Below are 18,295 nucleotides of genomic sequence, written 5' to 3' on the forward strand. Positions count from 1 at the left end.
CGTGCGCATGCGATCCCTGGCACAAATCCGCCCATAGTGGCTGGAAAAGGCGGCAATGAGGCCAGAAGCCGGCCTCACAGTGCTTTAAAAAGGTTGATGCGCGTTGAAATTGCACAATGCGAAAGATTTAGCGACGGTGGGCGCTCAAATCGTGGAAGGCCGATTCCGGGCGGGGGTATTTCCGCATCCTGCTAGGGCTAAGCACATTTTTATCAAAGCGGCTGCACGCGTGATCTGCCGACCCGTAACCGCGAACGTCAGATGTTCCCTTTCGAGATACGCGTCGCACACAATCGCTAAGCCCCTTTCGTCAGCGCTTGGTGCTGCACACACGGAGGAACGCGGCCTGTTATTTCGCCATAGTCAAACAGCGCATCGGCACATGGTACGGCTGTACGTTCCGGGAGCAATCAAAACAATTATATAATAAGCATTACTACTGTTCACATAGAGAGTGCAGATGGGCACCAACCTGACAGCGCCAGGTTTGCCGCAGCGCTCGATAAGAACGCGCGTCGCCTTAAATTGGTGGAACGTCGATTCCTCCTGAGTGAATTGCAGGTGCATGACGGGACTGGTTGCGTCATCGACATACACACCAACAGCGTGCACGCTGGACCGCGGTCCTCGAGCTAGCGGTGATCCCGCCATCAATCTGGATGAACTCGTCCAAGCGCTCCTATCGTGTGCGTGACTGGTAGACCGTCGGCTGATGCAGTCGACGCAGGATCCACAGGCCTTCGCCCGTCATTCGATATGACCCCTTTCGTCGCCCTGCGGACTCTGAGATTCCCGTGGCTTCTCCAACGCTAGGGGCCGGCCCAAAAATTGGCGTATCAACCGCGGATAATCGTGAGCACGATCGGAACAAGGCATCTCGACAGCGTCTCGCTGCGCGAGATTTGTGTCCGGAAACCAGTCCACGGCCCAAATTCCGAGCCGCACAACAAGCCGGCGAATCTGCCGCGCCGTCAGTTCCAGCCGTTGCGCGGAACGTTAGCGGTTTCAGCTTGCTATCCACCACGACGTTCAAAATGGTATGGAATTGTCCAGCGGGCGCATCGCGACCGTTCGCTCTGTTGCTGCAGCCATTAAAGCTCCCTGGAACTGGACCTCCGACGGGCTACACGCTTGCGATGAACGCGGGTTTTCCATTGGCAAAACCCAGACGTTCCGGTGTAGCCAAGACCTCACTGAGCCTTCTCGGCGGTTTCATCATATGTTAGAACCCTTGCCCGGACAGCCAGTGGTTCAGATACTTTTGCTAGGATTTCCATAAACCACACAAAGGTGCGATGCAAGTGGCCATTGCGGCGTCGCGGCGCTCTTGTGCGGCAATTACCCTATGGTTCGTAAGCGCCCGGTCATCCCATCTTGAGTCACGGTGAAAGTCTTGGGAGCATCGTGTCCACTTAAATAGGTGGACCGTGAACACTATTGACGAAGCAGCGGCACCTAGCCGTCGACGACGCCGGCGCTACAGCGTCGAGTTCAAGGCTCAGGTAGTGGCAGCTTGCCAGGGGCCCGGGGTATCGCTCGCGGCGATCGCGTTGCACCACAAGCTGAACGCCAATCTGCTTCGACGTTGGGTCGAGCAGGCCGAAACGAACGATTGCGTGCTCGTGGCGCGTAGCGACCTGGCAGCGCCATTGGCAGCGGCGCCAGCACCGGAATTTGTACCGCTGCCACTTGAGACGCGAAACACGCGTACAACTGAGATTCGCGTCGAGGTGCGTCGCGCGGACCAGTCGATCACGGTTAGCTGGCCAACCTCGGAGGCAGCGCAATGCGCCGCGTGGCTGCGCGAGTGGCTCGCATGATCCGCATTGACCAGGTGTGGCTGGCAGTTGACCCGCTGGACATGCGGGCCGGCTTTGATACGGCACTGGGTCGGGTAATCTCCGTGTTCGGCGCCGCGCATCCGCACCATGCGTACCTGTTCGCCAACCGGCGGGCCAACCGCCTGAAGGTGCTGGTACACGATGGGATTGGCATCTGGCTGGCAGCGCGACGGCTGAATCAGGGGCAGTTCACCTGGCCGCACGCTGGTAGCGAGCCAAAGCAACGCGCGCTCACACAGGAACAACTGGCCGCTCTGGTGGTGGGTTTGCCATGGCAGCGCATCGGCGCGGACGGTGTGATCCGTGTCGTTTGAGGACGTTCGGTACGTATACGGTCGCGCTTTCGCGCTCTCCGGGGTTCTGGCAGACTCGTCTGCATGAACTTGCCAGCCGACCTCAACGCTCTTAGCCCGGAACAGTTGCGTGCGCTCGCCACACAACTGATTGCGCGTGTCGAGGACCGGGACAGGGAGATTGAGGAGAAGACCCGGGAGGTCGGCGAGAAGGATCGGGAGCTGCGCTACCGGCAGACCCGCATCGACCAGTTGACCCACGAGATCTCGATTCTCAGGCGCCATCAGTTCGGCAGGCGCAGCGAGCAGCTCAGCAGCGATCAGATGAATCTGCTGGATGAGGCGATTGACGCGGATCTCGCCGCCATTGAAGCTGAGCTCGAGCAACTTCAGCCGCAAGCCGCAGCCGAGCCGCTACCCCAGCAACCGAAGCGTGCAGCGCTGCCGGCGCAATTGCCGCGCACAGAGATTCGCCACGAGCCGCAGAGCACCGTATGCCAGTGTGGCTGCGAGCGCACGCGCATCGGCGAGGACATCAGGACATCAGCGAGAAGCTCGACTACACACCGGGCGTGTTCACCGTGGAGCGGCATGTCCGTGGCAAGTGGGTGTGCAGAAACTGCGAAACACGGATTCAGGCCGCGGTGCCTGCGCACGTCATCGACAAGGGCATTCCGACTGCGGGACTGCTGGCGTCAGTGCTGGTTGCCAAATACGCTGACCACCTTCCCCTGTATCGTCAGGAGCAGATCTTTGCGCGGGCGGGCGTCGCGATACCGCGCTCGACATTGGGCGCATGGGTCGGTACGTGCGGCGTGCAACTACAACCGCTGCTCGACGCGCTGCATCAGGAAATCCTGCAGCAGGGTGTGCTGCACGCGGATGAGACGCCGGTACAGATGCTCAGTCCCGGCAAAGGCAAGACACATCGCGCGTATCTATGGACGTATACGCCGACGCACTACAGTGAGCTGCGCGCCGTGGTCTACGACTTCGCCGACAGCCGTGCAGGCGAACATGCCCGCGCGTTCCTCGCTGGCTGGCAGGGCAAACTGGTATGCGACGACTACAGTGGATACAAGGCTGGATTCCAGCAGGGCATCACTGAAATTGGATGTGCAGCGCACGCGAGACGCAAGTTCTTCGATCTGCACGCCAATCACAGCAGTCAGATCGCCGCGCAGGCGCTGCCGTTCTTTGCTGCGCTTTACGACATCGAGCGCGACGCTGCAGTGCTGCAAGCCGAGGAACGCCACAAGCTTCGACAGAGTCGGGCCAAGCCGGTCTGCGGCGCACTTCACGAATGGATGGTGGCGCAGCGCAAGCTGGTGTCGGAAGGCTCGGCGATTGCCAAAGCGCTGGATTACAGTCTTAAACGATGGGAAGCGCTGACCCGCTATCTCGATGACGGTCACGTGCCTATACACAACAACTGGGTCGAAAACCAGATACGACCTTGGGCCATCGGCAGGTCGAACTGGCTGTTCGTCGGTTCGCTTCGAGCCGGGCAGCGAGCCGCGGCCATCATGAGTCTGCTACGTTCAGCGCAACTGAATGGGCACGAACCACATGCCTATCTGAAGGACGTCCTGACGCGACTGCCAACCCACAAGGCCAGCGATATCTCAACATTGCTGCCTCATCGCTGGCAGCCCGCGGATCCTATCCGCTAGTTCAGTTCGTCAAGACGGGTTTGCTGGCCGCTTACTATGGTTCTAACGCGTAGCCATAGGCACTTTAGACAGACGAATTGGGCTGCGTCCTTTGATACGATCGGGGACTGAACTTGACTAGTGAATGACGGCAGATGAACGATCCACATGGCTCTGACACAGGCTTCAGTGTCCACATCCTTTGGGAGGATGCAGAGCGCACTTTCTGTCGCGTCCGGTCCCCGAGCGGCAGCGATAGCGTCCTGACTCTCCGGACCACCGAGGAACATCCCTCGATCGCCCTTCTCGAGCGCCTTGCTCACGAATTCGCGCTGAAAGAACAACTGAATGGTACGTGGGCGGTGCATCCGATAAGGCTGGTACGCGAAGATGAACGGATGGCACTGGTTTTCGAGGATCCGGGCGGCGAACCACTTGAGCGACTGGTGGGCGCGCCTCTCGGGGTGGAACGTGTTTTGTGCCTCGCCGTCGGCATTGCCGGGGCGCTTGAGAAGCTCCACCGCAGTGGGTTCGTTCACAAGGATTTCAAGCCTGCTCATGTGCTAGTTGACTGCACGGACAGCCGGCCGCGGCTCACAGGATTTGGGATCGCTTCACGACTGCCGCGCGAGCGGCAATTTCCACAGCCACCCGAAACGATCGCCGGCACCCTACCCTTCATGGCGCCCGAACAGACTGGGCGGACGAACCGCTCGATCGACTCTCGCAGCGACCTCTACGCGTTCGGAGTTACGCTTTATCAAATGCTCACGGGGTCCCTACCGTTCACTGCTGCGGATCCGATGGAATGGGTACATTGCCATGTTGCGCGTAAGCCGGTGCCTCCGATAGCACGGGTAGACACGGTCCCCCTTCCCGTCTCAGAGCTTGTCATGAAGCTGCTCGCCAAGACGCCCGAGGAACGGTATCAGACGGCGGCTGGCGTCGAGCGGGATCTGAGGCATTGCCTGACCGAATGGCAGCGTCAACGCCACATTGATCCCTTTGTGCTGGGCGAATACGACATGACCGACCGCCTCCTGATCCCGGAGAAACTCTACGGGAGGCAGAGGGAGGTGGATGCATTGACCACTGCGTTCGATCGCGTAGTCAGGACTGGCATCCCTGAACTCGTGCTCGTCTCCGGGTATTCGGGTATCGGCAAATCCGCAATCGTCCATGAACTGCATAAGGCACTCGTACCATCGCGCGGGCTGTTCGCGTCGGGCAAGTTCGACCAATACAAGCGCGACATACCCTATGCGACGCTCGTTCAAGCTTTTCAGGGCCTGATCAGGCCGCTACTCGGCGAGCCTGACGCGGAACTCGCAACCTGGCGCGAGACGTTGATCGGGGCACTCGGTCCGAACGCGCGACTCGTGACCGATCTGATCCCTGCGCTCAGGCTGATCATCGGCGATCCCCCGCCCGTCCCAGAGCTCGAGCCAAATCAGGCGCGCCGCCGTTTTGAAGTCGTCTTCCAGCGCTTTATCGGCGTCTTTGCGCGACGTGAACATCCGTTGGCACTATTTCTTGACGATCTGCAATGGCTCGACGCCGCGACGCTCGACTTGCTCGACGGGCTCCTTGCGCGCTCGGATCTGCAGCATCTGATGGTAATCGGCGCCTATCGCAGCAATGAGGTAACTCCCGGACATCCGCTGCTGCACAAGCTTCAGACGTTAAGGGCTGCCGGCGCAAGGCTCGACGAAATTGTTCTCGCGCCTCTTGCTTGTGAACACGTGGAGCAACTGATTGACGAAGCGCTTCACTGTGAGCCGGGACGTGCGGCACCGCTTGCGCACCTCGTGCATGAGAAGACGGCGGGCAATCCGTTTTTCGTCATCCAGTTTTTGCGCGAGCTTGCCGATAGCGATCTGCTGAGCTTTGCCCATGACACGGCCTGTTGGAGCTGGGACCTGCCCCGCATCCACCGCAAAGAGTACACCGACAATGTAGTCGACCTAATGGTGGTAAAGCTAGTGCGCCTACCGGCGTCAACGCAACGCGCCGTGCAACAGCTTGCCTGTCTCGGCAACACCGCCTCCTATATGATGCTGCCTAAAGTTCTGGGCGTCTCGGAGCAGGAAATTCGGGCGCTGCTGAAGCCGGCACTCGCGCAGGAGTTGGTGGAGCAACTAGAAGACGCCTACGGGTTCGTGCACGACCGGGTGCAGGAAGCCGCCTATTCGCTGATTCCCAAAGAGTTACGTGCTCACACGCATCTGCGTATTGGACGGCTACTCGCGGCGCAAACTCCCGCTAGCAAACGGCAAGAGGCGATCTTCGATATCGTCAGTCAGTTCAACCGAGGCGCGGCGCTGGTGAGATCCAGGCAGGAACGCCAACAACTGGCTGCCTTTAACCTGATCGCCGGCAAGAGAGCCAAGGCGTCGACAGCCTATGCGTCGGCGCTCACCTATCTCACTGCCGGCGCTGAACTCCTCCAGGACGATTGCTGGGGACGTAGGCACGAACTGGTCTTTCCGCTCCAGTTGAACCTGGCAGAATGCGAGTTCCTCACCGGGCGGCTAACCGATGCCGAAGAGCGGCTGGCGATGCTGTCAAACCGCGCGACGAACACGGTCGATCAGGCGAGCGTCGCGTGTCTGCGAATGGATGTTTACCTGACTCTCGATCGAAGCGATCTGGCGGTCGAGGTTTGCCTCGATCACCTCCGTCAACTCGGCATCGACTGGCCGGCACACCCACATGAAAGCAACGTACGGGGGGAGTACGAAAACATACGGTTGCGGCTTGCGGGCCGGACTATCGAGGCACTCATCGATATGCCGTTGATGTCGGACCCAGCGTCGCTCGCAATCACTGACCTGCTTAGCAAGCTCCTGAGACCAGCCTGGTTTTTTGACGCGAATCTGGCTTCTCTCGCTATATGCAAAGTGATCAGCTTGAGTCTGGAGTGCGGGAACTGCGACGCCTCGTGCTTCGCGTATGTCATGTTCCCGCGGATCGCTGGGCCACGCTTTGGCGATTACCACGCTGGAGTCCAGTTCGGTCAGCTCGGCTTCGATCTGGTCGAGCGACGCGGACTCAAACGCTTCGAGGCAGTCACCTATCTTTGCTACGCGCTGTATGTTGTGCGCTGGACGAAACACGTGCGCTTCAGCACCGAAGTGCTGCGCCGTGCGTTCGAAGCAGCGAGCCGAACCGGGGACCTTCCGTCTGGCGCCTATACCTGCTGCCATATCGTTTCGGACCGACTTTTCGGCGGTGACCCTCTAAGCGATGTCGAACTCGAAACTGAACAGGGCCTCGCGTTTTCGAGGAAGGCACGTTTCGGCCTGGTCGTCGATAACCTCACCACGCAACTCGCATTGATCCGGATGCTCCGCGGCGTCACACTGAAATTCGGCCACTTCGACTATGACGAGTTCAACGAGGTTCGTACAGAGGAGCACCTGTCCGGCAACCCCGCGCTCGCGACGGCCGCGTGCTGGTACTGGATCCGGAAACTGCAGGGACGATTCCTTTCAGGCGACTATGTGGCCGCCATGAACGCGGCATCGATCGCGCAAGAGCAACTTTGGAGCTCGTCGCCGCACCTGGAGGAATGCGAGTACCATTTTTACGCCGCTCTCACAAGGGCCGCGCATTTCGACCGGGTGCCGGCCGAGGAGCGACAGGAGCACCTCCACAGCATCGCCGCGCATTGTCGGCAATTGGAGATCTGGGCGAACAACTGTCCGGCGAATTTCGGCAATCGGGTTTCACTGGTAAGCGCCGAGATGGCGCGCCTGGAAGGCCGTGATGTCGAGGCGATGCGACTCTACGAAGCGGCCATTCATCTTGCGCGCGCAAACGACCTCATACACAATGAAGCGCTTGCCAATGAACTCGCATCCGCGTTCTACGCGGCGCGGGGGTATGAGAAGATTGCCCGTGTCTATTTGCAGGACGCACGACGGGCTTATCGACGCTGGGGGGCAGAAGGGAAGGTGCGTCAACTCGACGAACTGTACCCAGGTCTCAGGGCCGACGAGCGAGCGCCTGACTCAGGCAGCACTATCGGGGCGCCTCTCGAACACCTTGACCTTGCTACCGTCATAAGGGTGTCGCAGGCTGTTTCCGGAGAGGTTTTCCTCGACAGATTGATTGAGACGATCATGCGTACCGCTATCGAACAGGCGGGAGCCGAGCGTGGATTACTGATCCTTTCGCATACAGGAGAACAGCGGCTCGCAGCGGAAGCATGGACGGACAGCGACAAGGCATGCGTCCAATTGCGTGATGCACCCGTGAGCGCGACCATGATTCCCGAGCCTGTTCTCTACGATGTATTGCGCACAGGCGAAAGTGTCATTCTCGATGATGCTGCGGCCGATCCCAGGTTCGCGACAGATCCTCATATCCGGCAGTATCTGACTCGTTCCGTCTTATGCCTGCCATTAATGAATCAAGCGAAGCTGATCGGGGCCCTGTACCTCGAAAACAATCTGATCACCCGCGCCTTCGCATCGACCCGGATTGCACTGCTGCGGCTGCTCGCGTCGCAGGCGGCGACTGCGCTCGAGAACACCCGCCTGTACCGCGACCTGCAGGAACGGGAGGCCAGGATTCGCCGCCTCGTCGACGCCAATATCATTGGCATCATCGTCTGGAATGCCGCCGGCGACATTCTCGAAGCCAACGACGCTTTTCTTCGCATGGTGGGATATGAGCGAGAGGATCTTGCGTCAGGATTCCTCCGCTGGAGGGATCTCACGCCAACTGACTGGCAGGAAAGCAGCGAACGGGCTTTGGCCCAAATCAGAAACCACGGTGACGTTCAACCCGAGGAAAAAGAATACATGCGGAAGGATGGCAGTCGTATACCGGTCATGGTCGGCCGCGCTGCTTTTGACTGTAGCGGGAAGGAAGGCGTTGCTTTTGTAGTTGATCTCACGGAGCGCAAGGAAGCTGAGCACCGCTTGCGTGAGTCCTACGAGATGCTGCGTGAACTTGCCTCACATCGCGAGACGGCTCGCGAGGATGAACGCAAGCACATTGCGCGGGAAATGCACGACGAACTCGGGCAACACCTTACCGCGCTTCGCCTGAGGGCGTCGATATTGCGCATGAGGCTTGGCGCGGATCACCCGGATCTGGTCGAGCATACGCAGGCGCTCGTTTCCCTTGTGGATGTAACGATGCAGGTGGTCAGAGGCGTTATCGCGTCGCTGCGCCCCGCAGCGCTTGATTCCGGTATTGCAGCAGCGCTCGAGTGGCTCGTGGCCGATTTCAACCGCAACGGCCGGACGGTCTGTCATCTCAACTTGCAGGACGAGAATATCGCCGTAAGCGAGGATCGCGCTATCGTGCTGTTTCGCATCGTTCAAGAGGCACTTACCAATGTCACCCGACACGCTGCGGCCAGAAGAGTAATCATCGCATTAGAGCGAACCCCCGATGCTTGCCTTCTCGAAGTGCACGACGACGGTTGCGGATTCGATGTTCTGGCAACGAGAAAGAGGTCATTCGGACTGGCAGGGATGGAAGAGCGTGTTCTGATGCTGGGCGGTGCGATCGACGTTATCAGCTCGCCGGGAGCCGGCACCATGATCAAGGTGCGACTTCCTGACAAGTGGGCGATCGAGAATAGCCGTTAAAGTCACACACGTAACACCTGCGCTCGCTCGGCGTGCTGAACCGAAGGTCCGGAATCCGTGCGCGCCACAGATCCGGAACCCGCCGTTCCGAGGTCGGTCGGAAAAAGTGGAAGCCAACGTTTCGTCATACCGAGAAGCGGGGGGCATGACTGTATTTGCCGGCCTGAAGGAACTGTACAGTGGTGAAATTGTCGGCTAGGCGGTAAGGGAACGGATGACGACAAAATTTGGTCATGTCGGCGCTGTTTCGCGCTGTCGTGACCCGCCGGCCTGGTTCGCCATAGCGATCGAGGATGGCACTAGCGCCCGCTCGCCTATCAAGCACTCATCCGCCACCTTGACATACACGCGTTGCTGAGCCGCCGTGGCAACCGCTACAACAACGCCCCGATCGAATCCGTCGGGGCAACGCCGAAGAATGAACTGGTCTAGCATTAATGTTTTGCCACGTGCGAGCAGGCACGTTTGGCGATCACCGAATACATCGAAATCATCTACAACCGGCAACGCCCGCAGGCGCTGCTGACTACCAATCGCCTGTCGCGTTCACGCGACGCTTTTATCTGAATCAAATCACTGCTTAACCTCTTGGCCTTCGCCAATTCCGGCCGATCCAGTATCGCACGCATCGCGAAGCCATGGCCGACTTGTTCAAATACCTTGATATGTTCTATAACCGCAAGTCGTCGTCATTCATGGCGTGGCTTGTCACCAACTCAGTTCATGCAAGACTGGCCTGCGCGGCTAAGCGGACTAACTCGGGGCCTCTGGAAGGCGAAAACCCGGGCGCATGAAATGGGTCAACGGCTCCCTAATTTCGATAGAGGCACTTCAAAATTGCGGCGGGCGCGCGGAACACTTCCGCCGCGGGTTCCTTGCCCGCAATCAGTGATCTGGCCAAGACAAACAGCGGAATGGGAAGCCAGTTCCACCAGTGCACCTTCCCCTCGGACATCGGCCAATGCTACGTTTCATACTACGCCGCTGATGATTGCGCGAGTTCCTTTTGTCATCGCCTAGGTTCTCGCCGACATTGTGCCAAGCTCAAAGACCGGCCACATTACTCCGTCGCCTGACTCCTCGGACCATCTATCGGGCCGGTCCCACAGTAGTAGGAATAACTGTCGGTAGGGTCTTTCTGGTTTGTGTATATGCATACATCGCTCGCTGCGACCGCATAGGCCTGCGCCGCCACACCCATTAGAACCGCGGACAGAAGGCCACCAGAAAGCACTCTCTTCATCTTTTCCATATACATTCCTTTGTTAAGGAAGGTCTGCATAACCCGCATTTCGAGCGCTGACCTTCTATATTTTTCGCAGTGGCGGTGATGAGAATTTGTTGAGTCGTTAAGGCGCCTGCGATTTACGCCGCTCCGTGCAGCGCTACTGAGGCGCAAGACACGGCGCCTCGGTTATCAAGCCTTGCGCAAAGCTCTACGCGCCATCCATAGATTGCTCAGAGCAAACAACGTCGTGATCTGGGCTGTGTTCTTCATCAAACCTCGATATCGGGTCTTCGTGTAGGCAAACTGCCGCTTGAGGACGCGGAACGGATGTTCGACCTTGGCGCGGACGCCGGCCTTCAGCCGCTCGATCTGATCGTATATCGCGTCCAAACGATCACTCAGATCCAGCTTTTTGCGCTTGCCTGGTCTCATCGCGATGTGCCAGCGCACCCCGCCAGTCTCGCGACGCTTTTCGATCCCCTGATATCCCGCGTCAGCGTACACGTCCGTTTCCTGGCCGTGCAATAGCGCATGAGCCTCCGTAATGTCGTGGACGTTGGCCGCCGTGCCGATGACGGTGTGGACCAGGCCCGACTCTGCGTCCACGCCGATGTGCGCTTTCATTCCGAAGTACCAGTTACCGCTTTTCTGCGTCTGACGCATCTCGGGATCGCGCGTTCCGGAGTTGTTTTTCGTCGAACTGGGCGCCGGAATCAACGTGGCATCGACGACCGACCCGGTCTTGAGCATCAGGCCTTTGTCCACCAGGATTTCATTGACCATCGCGAGCATCTGCGCAGCCAGTCCATGCGCTTCGAGAAGGTGACGAAACCGTAGAATCGTGCTCTCGTCCGGCAAACGCGTCATGCCGCCGTCAAGTCCTGCGAAGTCACGATACAGCGGCACGTCATATAACGCTTCTTCCATCGCTGGATCGGACAGACCAAACCACTGTTGCATAAAATGAATGCGCAGCATCGTCGCGATCGGGAACGGCGGCCGTCCAGTCTTGCCAGTCGGATAGTGCGGTTCGATCAGCGCAATGAGCTTCAACCAAGGCACAACGCGTCGCATCTCATCGAGAAATTCTCGCTTACGCGTGCGCTTCGTTGTCAGATCCAGGTCAAGTCCAAGTTGCGTCATCTGGGCTCTCCTCAACTCACTCCCTTCATCCCAGGATAGTTCACCGAAATCTCAATGCCAGGACTTTTGCAGACCTTCCTTAACATGCCGTAAATTATGTGACTCGTCCACTGGGCGCCGAAATCGCGTACCTTACGAAATTATCTGAGCAACTGCCAGAAGAAAAGCATCAAATATATTGATGCCAACGCACGATCGTCGTTGGGGACCGTGCTGCTAGGTCGAGAGGCGGCCTCGGGCACGACGCGGGCAAAGAGCCCACGACTTTCCGGTTACTTTTTGATGCCATTTTCATTTCTTCGCATTCCTGCCAACAGACTGTTGCCGTTCATCGACGGGCAAGTGCCGCGTGCCAGCACGGTCCCGGTTCATGCACCTGTCGCGATCCCGCCGCCCTGGTAAGTGTTCATACTGTCCGCAGACTATTGCGGTGACCTGTTTCGCGCCGAATGCCATTGAGTGTGCGCGTCGGATTATCTTCGTCATTTCCTCGTGTCCTCTGAATGCGTTATCGCCGCCCTCCTTGTTGCTACGAGAAACATGGGCTAGACATACTATCAACGATATTTGATCGGGCATAAGTTGCTTTTACTTTTCATCATCCGCGACATTAATGTATAAATATGTTTTTGGTTTCGATGGTCATCGTGGAATATAGGTCATCAAAAGGCGAAATTGGCTGCCGCCTATAGTTTGCATAATAGAATGTGTTGAGTGCTCAGCCAGACGATCAGATGCTTGAACTTACCGTTTTGCAAAGTGGAGAAACGAAACCGATGATGAGAAATTTACTTATTGTTGCCCTTGCGCTCGGCGCATCGTATTGCGCTGCTGCTGAAACGTACGAAAGCTGCCCGATGCCTGCCAACATCAAGATTGCGCGGGGTGTGTACACGGCAACAACCAACGATAACGAGGGTGAATGGATTGGCACTTCGAGAGGGCCGGGCGACGGTAATATCAAGGAATTTACCTCTGCCATGTTTTTCCCGCCGCAGCTTGATAATGACGGTTCTGTGCGATCGCCGTTAGTCCGGTGCTCCTACGAACTTGCCCAAGGCGGCCATTTGGATCTACGGTTCGACCCTAGGCCGCCGCCACCTGGTCTAAGGGTCGATGTAGGTTTATGGCGCCGGAAATCCGGCCCTTACGATCTCGACTACTATGAATGCACTGAGCGGGCCGCTTGGCGTTGTAGGTTCGAGGTCGTTCGGCGGCCCTGACCTGAGCAATCGTAAGCGTACGATTTGTCTCGCCTCGCTTTTGCGTTCAGCAAGATCCGCGATTTCGTCCGCAACACCGACTTGCGGGCGCAATGAGGCCCGGTCGAAAAGAATGGAAGCCAACGTTTCGTAATACCGAGAAGCGGAGGTACGGATGAATCGAATTTCAAAAGCGGTCTATACGAAGGAGCTCCGCGACAAGCGGTCAAGCTGACCTTGATTGAAGGTGTTGGGATATCGGAAGCTTCCTGACGATTGTCGGCTCCAATGAAAACGGAGGCAAACTGGGGGCGCGCGGCGAAGCCTGTAAGCTCAAGGACGTCGGACGACAAACTCCCGGAGCTTGCCGGCTTAAGTTCGAGAATCGGGGGGCGCGGAATCTGAGGTTTTGCTTGCTGGTCATGTTGACAACTGTCTGGACCGTGAGAGTTTTGAAGATTACGTTAAATTCTCCGGCGCTCTGGAAAATGGAAAATTCTTGTCGAGTGGGCGTCGGAAATTATCGTTGACCAATGTCTTGGCTCAGACCATGTCCTAACTATCCGGATTTGAGGTCCAATGTAGTGCGAACTGCAGAGCGACTGTAGCGATGGACGTCGTATCGGAGCGCTTCGCCGCAGGCGAGAATGAACCAATAGGGAGTAGTAGTATTGAAACTGAAGAAGAACATGAGGCGTGTTTGCACTCGGCATGCCGTGACACTCGCACTAGCCGTATGGCTCGTGACAGGCTGCTCTGCCGGGGCACAGCAGGATGCGTTCGTGCCGCTCGTGCGCAGCATGGCAGATCGCCTCAACACCGCGGACCAGGTCGCTCTGAACAAGTGGGACACGGGCCAACCCGTCTATGACCCTCATCGAGAAGCGCAAGTCATTGCAAATGCGGTGGCGATGGCGTCTGAGTACGGACTAACCACGGAGGATGTGACAAACATTTTCTCGGACCAAATTGAAGCCAACAAAGAAATTCAGTACGAGCTGCTCAGCAACTGGATGCGTCACGGCAACGCTCCCGCAACGCCTCGCCAGAGCTTGCCGGGCGTTATTCGACCCATTCTGGATAAGCTGCAGGCCAATATCATGCTGAATTTGAAGGGCGTGGCGCCTCTTCGCAGCAATACAGATTGCCAGACACAGGTTGCAACAGCAGTGGGGCGCGTCGCCCAACAAACGTCGCTTGATGCCCTACATCTCGCGGCCCTCGACCGTGCGGTCGCGCGGATATGTGTCAAGTTTTGACTTTCCGGGGGGCTAAAGACATGCAAGGAAGCTTCCTGAAGGCGGACATATCGGAACTCCGTTGCGCAAATGGCGGCGTCGCGCATTTGAGATGGAGAGGATCCCCTGCGCTGGGGCACCAGCATGGTTTCAATGTCGAAGCGTGCCCTGACGACGTGCGCAACGTTCTTTGGTGGCTATCCGTGAGTAGAGTGGCGACGAAACCATTGCCGATGCGATGCTTTACCGTCTCATGTGGCGTCATCACTGGATCACGCACAGGTGGGCTACTTAGAAAACATCCCCAAAACCCCAACGTCCTGGAGCCCGAACTCGATCTCAACTGCGGAAAAACCTACAATCGACATCGCGCAATGCCAGACCCGCCGAGTCGGTCACGATTCCAAATCGGCGATCAAGTTCGCTGAAGTACGCATCATCCTTTAATACGCCGTGTTCGGCTCATCAACCTTCTACGCTGAGATAGGAAGCATGGACGACCAAACAGTGCGAAATGTACTCAGACAGGCTGATGGCTGGATCGACTGGAATGACGTCCGGAACGCGCCGGACTGGCGGCAAGGAAAGATCGTGCTGGACGGTAGATTTAGTGCAGACGAGCTTCGTGCGATCATCGAGCTTCGGCGAAACACTCGCTAGTCCAGCCTGAACAAACCGTAGAGCCTTAAGCGTTGGGGGTTTCCGGCGGAAATCGTGTTGTTGGAATTGCAGAGACCTGGCATATTGCTGGGTATAGCCTGCAAATTCTGGCGAGGTTTAGATGGGTCCGAAGGCGCCTGTAACGGAGAAGGATTTGTTCCGGCATCCACTGCGCGAACAGATCAATCTCAAGCATCCACTGGTACGGCTGGCCGAGCTGATCAATTGGGAGCGGCTCAGTGCATGGATGAGCGCGAGTTTCGTTTCGGGTAAAGGCAGACCTGCGAGTTCGCCTCGACTGATCGCTGGTCTGCTGTATCTGCAGCACGCCTTCGACCTCTCGGACGAGGATGTTGTGTGGCAATGGGTTGAGAACCCGTACTGGCAGGTTTTTACGGGCGAGACGTACTTGCAGACCGAACCGCCGATCGATCCGTCCAGCCTCACGCGATGGCGCAAACGGTTGGGAGAAGCCGGTGTCGAGGAGTTGCTCGCCGAGACGATCGACGCGGCGAAGCGTGCCGGAGTGATCAAGGCGTCGAGCGCGAAACGCGTAATCGTTGATACGACCGTGATGCCCAAGGCGATCGCACATCCGACTGACTCGCGACTGCTGGAGCGCTGTCGTGAACACCTCGTGTCACGGATCGGCGTAATTGAGCCGGGGATGATCGGCGTAATGAGGCCACCTGGAATGGCCCCGAAACGCGATTTCGAAGGGACTCAAGAATGCGTTTTTTTGCCTGATTTGGCAACCGCGTTTTCGCCGTTTTCGGGCATCGGTTTCGGCTTGCGGAAGCTCTCACCCTCAATGACGACACGGTAGGCGCCATGCCGTAGCCGATCGAGCGTGGCAGCACCGAGGATGCGGTTGTCGGGGAACGCGTCGCCCCATTCGCTGAAGTCGAGATTCGACGTCAGGATCGTCGCCGCGCGCTCATACCTGGCGGCGATCAGGTCGTGGAAGTCTTCGTCGTGGGGCGCACGCAGGGGTTTGAGTGCGAAGTCATCGACGATCAGCACCGGAACGCGCACGAACTGCTGCAACTTGCGTTCATAGAGCTCAGTCGCCCGTGCTGCATGCAGCTTCTTGAGCAATTCGGTTTGCGTGATGAACAGGACATCGCGGCCCTGGCGTGCGGCGCAGTGGCCCAAGGCCTGCGCGAGATGCGACTTGCCGACGCCGGTTTGGCCGACCATCAGCACGCAGACCTTCTCGTCGATGTAGCGGCCGGTGGCGAGATCATGGATGTGAGCGCGGTTGAGTTTGGGCACGCGGTCGAAGTCGAAGTTCTCGAGGGTCTTGCCCAGGGAGAAGCCAGCGCGGGCGAGCCGCACGCCGAGCTTCCTCTGTTCTCGCCGCGCGACCTCGTCGTGCAGAAGCGTGGCGAGGAACTCCGTGTCGGCAAGTTGGCCGTCGATGGCTTGACGGTTGCGTTGCTCAAGCGAGTCGAGGATGCCTGAGAGGCGCAACTGCTTGAGGATCGTATTCAGTTCTGGACTGGGATGCATAGGCGTTCAATGGATCAGAAGGGACTGGAGGTCACGGCCGAAGCGGCCGCCGTTCAGATAGGTGTCGGCAGGCGCCGGCGTCGGCGCTGGTGCGGTGGGCTGGCTGTCCAGCCCCTTGTCGAGGATCGTCTTGACGGTCCGGTACTTGGGGCTGGCGAACACGAGCGCACGCTCGCACGCAGCCTCCAGCCGTTGATTGCCGACCTTCTCGCGAAGCCTCACGACGCCCTGCGCGCCGCGCAGGTTGACGAGCACCTTGTCGTTGAACATCGCGAGAACGAGCGCGTGGCAGGCTGGCCCGATATCCTTTGCCCGCGCCAGGCACCACTGTGGATCGTGCTCGAGCCACGCTTGCGCTTCAGGCGGCTGGTGGTCACGCACCGTGTGGCGATCGCCGGGCTTGCGCAGGCGCGGATGGGTCGCGACGAGCTCATGGCGGTGGAACACCTGCACGACCGTGTCGGTCGCCTTCAGCCACAGCTGCTTGCCGACGAGCGTGAACGGCACCGAGTACAGTGCCTTCCTGTAGACGACGTGCCCGTCTGTATGGACCTTGACCTCGCACCATACGGCCAGCACTGGCGGCACATCGGGCAGTCTGGCGAGCAGCGGCTTCTCGATGGCGAAACGTGCAAGCGGCTGCTCGCGCGTCGTGCCGTGCTCGCGCGTGCCGGCCTGCTGCATCACCCAGTCGCGCAATTGACGGTTGGCGTCGGCGAGATCGCGGAATTCGCGCAGCGGCACGAAGGATCGTTTGATGTATTTGACGCCGGCCTCAACGACGCCCTTCTTCGCGGGATCGTGTGGCGGGCATGCGTCGATCCGGAAGCCGTACCCCTCGGCCAGCGCGGCGTACGAGCGCTGTACCTCGGGGTCGTACATGCACGCCTTTGTGATCGCGCATTTGGCGTTGTCTATGATGCCGCGCTCCACGCGGCCGCCGAACCATTCGAAGGCGCGCCGGTGGCAGGCCAGCCACGTCTCGACCGTTTGATCCAGCACGAGCTCTGCATACTGGTGCCGCGACCAGCACAGCGTCATCACGAAGAACCATGTCTTGAGCGGCACGCCGGATTCGTGTGTCAAAACGGGACCGGCACCGAAGTCGAGCTGCGCTGCGTCCGCCGGAGCGAACTCCAGGATCGTCGTTGCTCTCGCGCCGCGCTCGGCCTTCAGGTGCAGCAGGAAGCGCCGCACTGCAGAATAGCTGCCCGTATAGCCGTGATTGCGCTGAAGCGCGTTGAAGATCGTCGTGCCCTGCACGTCGGCGTTAAACCAGCCGCGCACCAGATCGCGAAACGGTTCAATCGTGGAGACGCAGCTACGCGGCAGCTTCGGATTGTGTCCGAAGATCGCTGCCAGTTCGGCGTCGTCCGGCAAGGGCCGACCGGGATCGAGCCAGCCCCGAGCGAGCGCGATTTGCCTGACGGTCTTCAGCTTCCCACGCCCCATCAGGCGCGCGCTGGCAATGTCGCGGTCGGAATCACCCTGACGCATGCGCGCCAGTACCTGTCGATACTCAAACACTTCGAACCTCCTTCGACTCACTCATCGGCCCTCCGGGCAAAAAGCCTGAAGGTACCGGGTTGCGGAAATTCGAAATGCGTTTCGGGCTGGCACCCGACAGAACACTGAGCCTGCTACGTGGCTCGATTACGCCGATCCTGCGGTGGCTCCAATACGCCGATCATCGAGTGGCCCGATTGCGCCGATCATGCACTGGCTCGATTGCGGCGATCATCCCGTGGCTCGATTACGCCGATCCCGGAATGGCTCGAATATGCCGGTCAGTGACACCTCGTGAAGGCAGCTGCGCGGCACGGCCTGAAACTGCGTCAGAACTACAACCGCGAAGCACCACGCCTGGCCACCCAGATCAGCCGCTACGCGCACGCGAAGCAGTACCGGCGGATGAGCAAG

Annotated in this window: 8 protein-coding genes and 4 pseudogenes; 9 read left to right on the top strand and 3 right to left on the bottom strand. The window is 58.7% G+C overall.

The genetic code is table 11. The features are described from left to right. The first annotated feature begins 1,427 nt into the window (after positions 1-1,427). The 6 genes and pseudogenes from AB3X94_RS39685 to AB3X94_RS39710 form a co-directional block, all read left to right on the top strand. On the top strand, positions 1,428-1,820 hold the full coding sequence (locus AB3X94_RS39685) for a transposase (protein WP_368614339.1): 393 nt from the start codon (positions 1,428-1,430) through the stop codon (positions 1,818-1,820). Beyond that, a complete protein-coding gene (gene tnpB / locus AB3X94_RS39690; RefSeq protein WP_368594424.1) occupies positions 1,817-2,155 on the top strand; it encodes an IS66 family insertion sequence element accessory protein TnpB in 339 nt (112 codons plus the stop codon). The genes AB3X94_RS39685 and tnpB overlap by 4 nt, the downstream gene beginning before the upstream one ends. Before the next feature lie 63 nt (positions 2,156-2,218). Next, positions 2,219-3,807, top strand: a pseudogene (locus tag AB3X94_RS39695) (IS66 family transposase). A gap of 134 nt (positions 3,808-3,941) precedes the next feature. Continuing rightward, complete coding sequence (locus AB3X94_RS39700; protein ID WP_368594036.1) at positions 3,942-9,392, top strand: AAA family ATPase; 5,451 nt, start codon at positions 3,942-3,944, stop codon at positions 9,390-9,392. 157 nt (positions 9,393-9,549) lie between these two features. Further along, positions 9,550-9,976 (top strand): annotated as a pseudogene (locus AB3X94_RS39705) (IS3 family transposase); the annotation flags it as partial. Between the two features lie 33 nt (positions 9,977-10,009). Next, positions 10,010-10,127 (top strand): annotated as a pseudogene (locus AB3X94_RS39710) (IS3 family transposase); the annotation flags it as partial. Between the two features lie 682 nt (positions 10,128-10,809). On the opposite strand, the gene AB3X94_RS39715 reads toward AB3X94_RS39710, so the two are convergent. Beyond that, on the bottom strand, positions 10,810-11,763 hold the full coding sequence (locus tag AB3X94_RS39715; protein ID WP_368614340.1) for an IS5 family transposase: 954 nt from the start codon (positions 11,761-11,763) through the stop codon (positions 10,810-10,812). 734 nt (positions 11,764-12,497) lie between these two features. On the opposite strand from AB3X94_RS39715, the gene AB3X94_RS39720 reads away from it, so the two are divergent. The 3 genes and pseudogenes from AB3X94_RS39720 to AB3X94_RS39730 form a co-directional block, all read left to right on the top strand. Continuing rightward, on the top strand, positions 12,498-12,986 hold the full coding sequence (locus AB3X94_RS39720) for a DUF3757 domain-containing protein (RefSeq protein ID WP_368594034.1): 489 nt from the start codon (positions 12,498-12,500) through the stop codon (positions 12,984-12,986). 668 nt (positions 12,987-13,654) lie between these two features. Further along, positions 13,655-14,224 (top strand): chorismate mutase, encoded by a 570-nt coding sequence (locus AB3X94_RS39725; protein ID WP_176112520.1) that lies wholly within the window; start codon positions 13,655-13,657, stop codon positions 14,222-14,224. 760 nt (positions 14,225-14,984) lie between these two features. Continuing rightward, positions 14,985-15,503, top strand: a pseudogene (locus AB3X94_RS39730) (transposase); the annotation flags it as partial. Between the two features lie 83 nt (positions 15,504-15,586). Here the strand turns inward: AB3X94_RS39730 and istB are convergent. Further along, positions 15,587-16,375 (bottom strand): IS21-like element helper ATPase IstB, encoded by a 789-nt coding sequence (gene istB, locus AB3X94_RS39735; RefSeq protein ID WP_368614341.1) that lies wholly within the window; start codon positions 16,373-16,375, stop codon positions 15,587-15,589. A gap of 6 nt (positions 16,376-16,381) precedes the next feature. Next, positions 16,382-17,902 carry an IS21 family transposase gene (istA, locus tag AB3X94_RS39740; RefSeq protein WP_368614342.1) on the bottom strand — a complete coding sequence of 507 codons (1,521 nt, stop codon included), beginning with the start codon at positions 17,900-17,902 and terminating at the stop codon, positions 16,382-16,384. Positions 17,903-18,295: the final 393 nt, after the last annotated feature.

This window comes from Paraburkholderia sp. BR10923 (assembly GCF_040948765.1).
Lineage (GTDB): Bacteria > Pseudomonadota > Gammaproteobacteria > Burkholderiales > Burkholderiaceae > Paraburkholderia > Paraburkholderia youngii.

Excerpts from the sequence above, each read along its gene's own strand:
- tnpB (WP_368594424.1), top strand. The coding sequence starts at position 1,817 with ATGATCCGCATTGACCAGGTGTGGCTGGCAGTTGACCCGCTGGACATG.
- AB3X94_RS39700 (WP_368594036.1), top strand. The coding sequence starts at position 3,942 with ATGAACGATCCACATGGCTCTGACACAGGCTTCAGTGTCCACATCCTT.
- AB3X94_RS39715 (WP_368614340.1), bottom strand. The coding sequence starts at position 11,763 with ATGACGCAACTTGGACTTGACCTGGATCTGACAACGAAGCGCACGCGT.
- AB3X94_RS39720 (WP_368594034.1), top strand. The coding sequence starts at position 12,498 with ATGCTTGAACTTACCGTTTTGCAAAGTGGAGAAACGAAACCGATGATG.
- AB3X94_RS39725 (WP_176112520.1), top strand. The coding sequence starts at position 13,655 with ATGAGGCGTGTTTGCACTCGGCATGCCGTGACACTCGCACTAGCCGTA.
- istB (WP_368614341.1), bottom strand. The coding sequence starts at position 16,375 with ATGCATCCCAGTCCAGAACTGAATACGATCCTCAAGCAGTTGCGCCTC.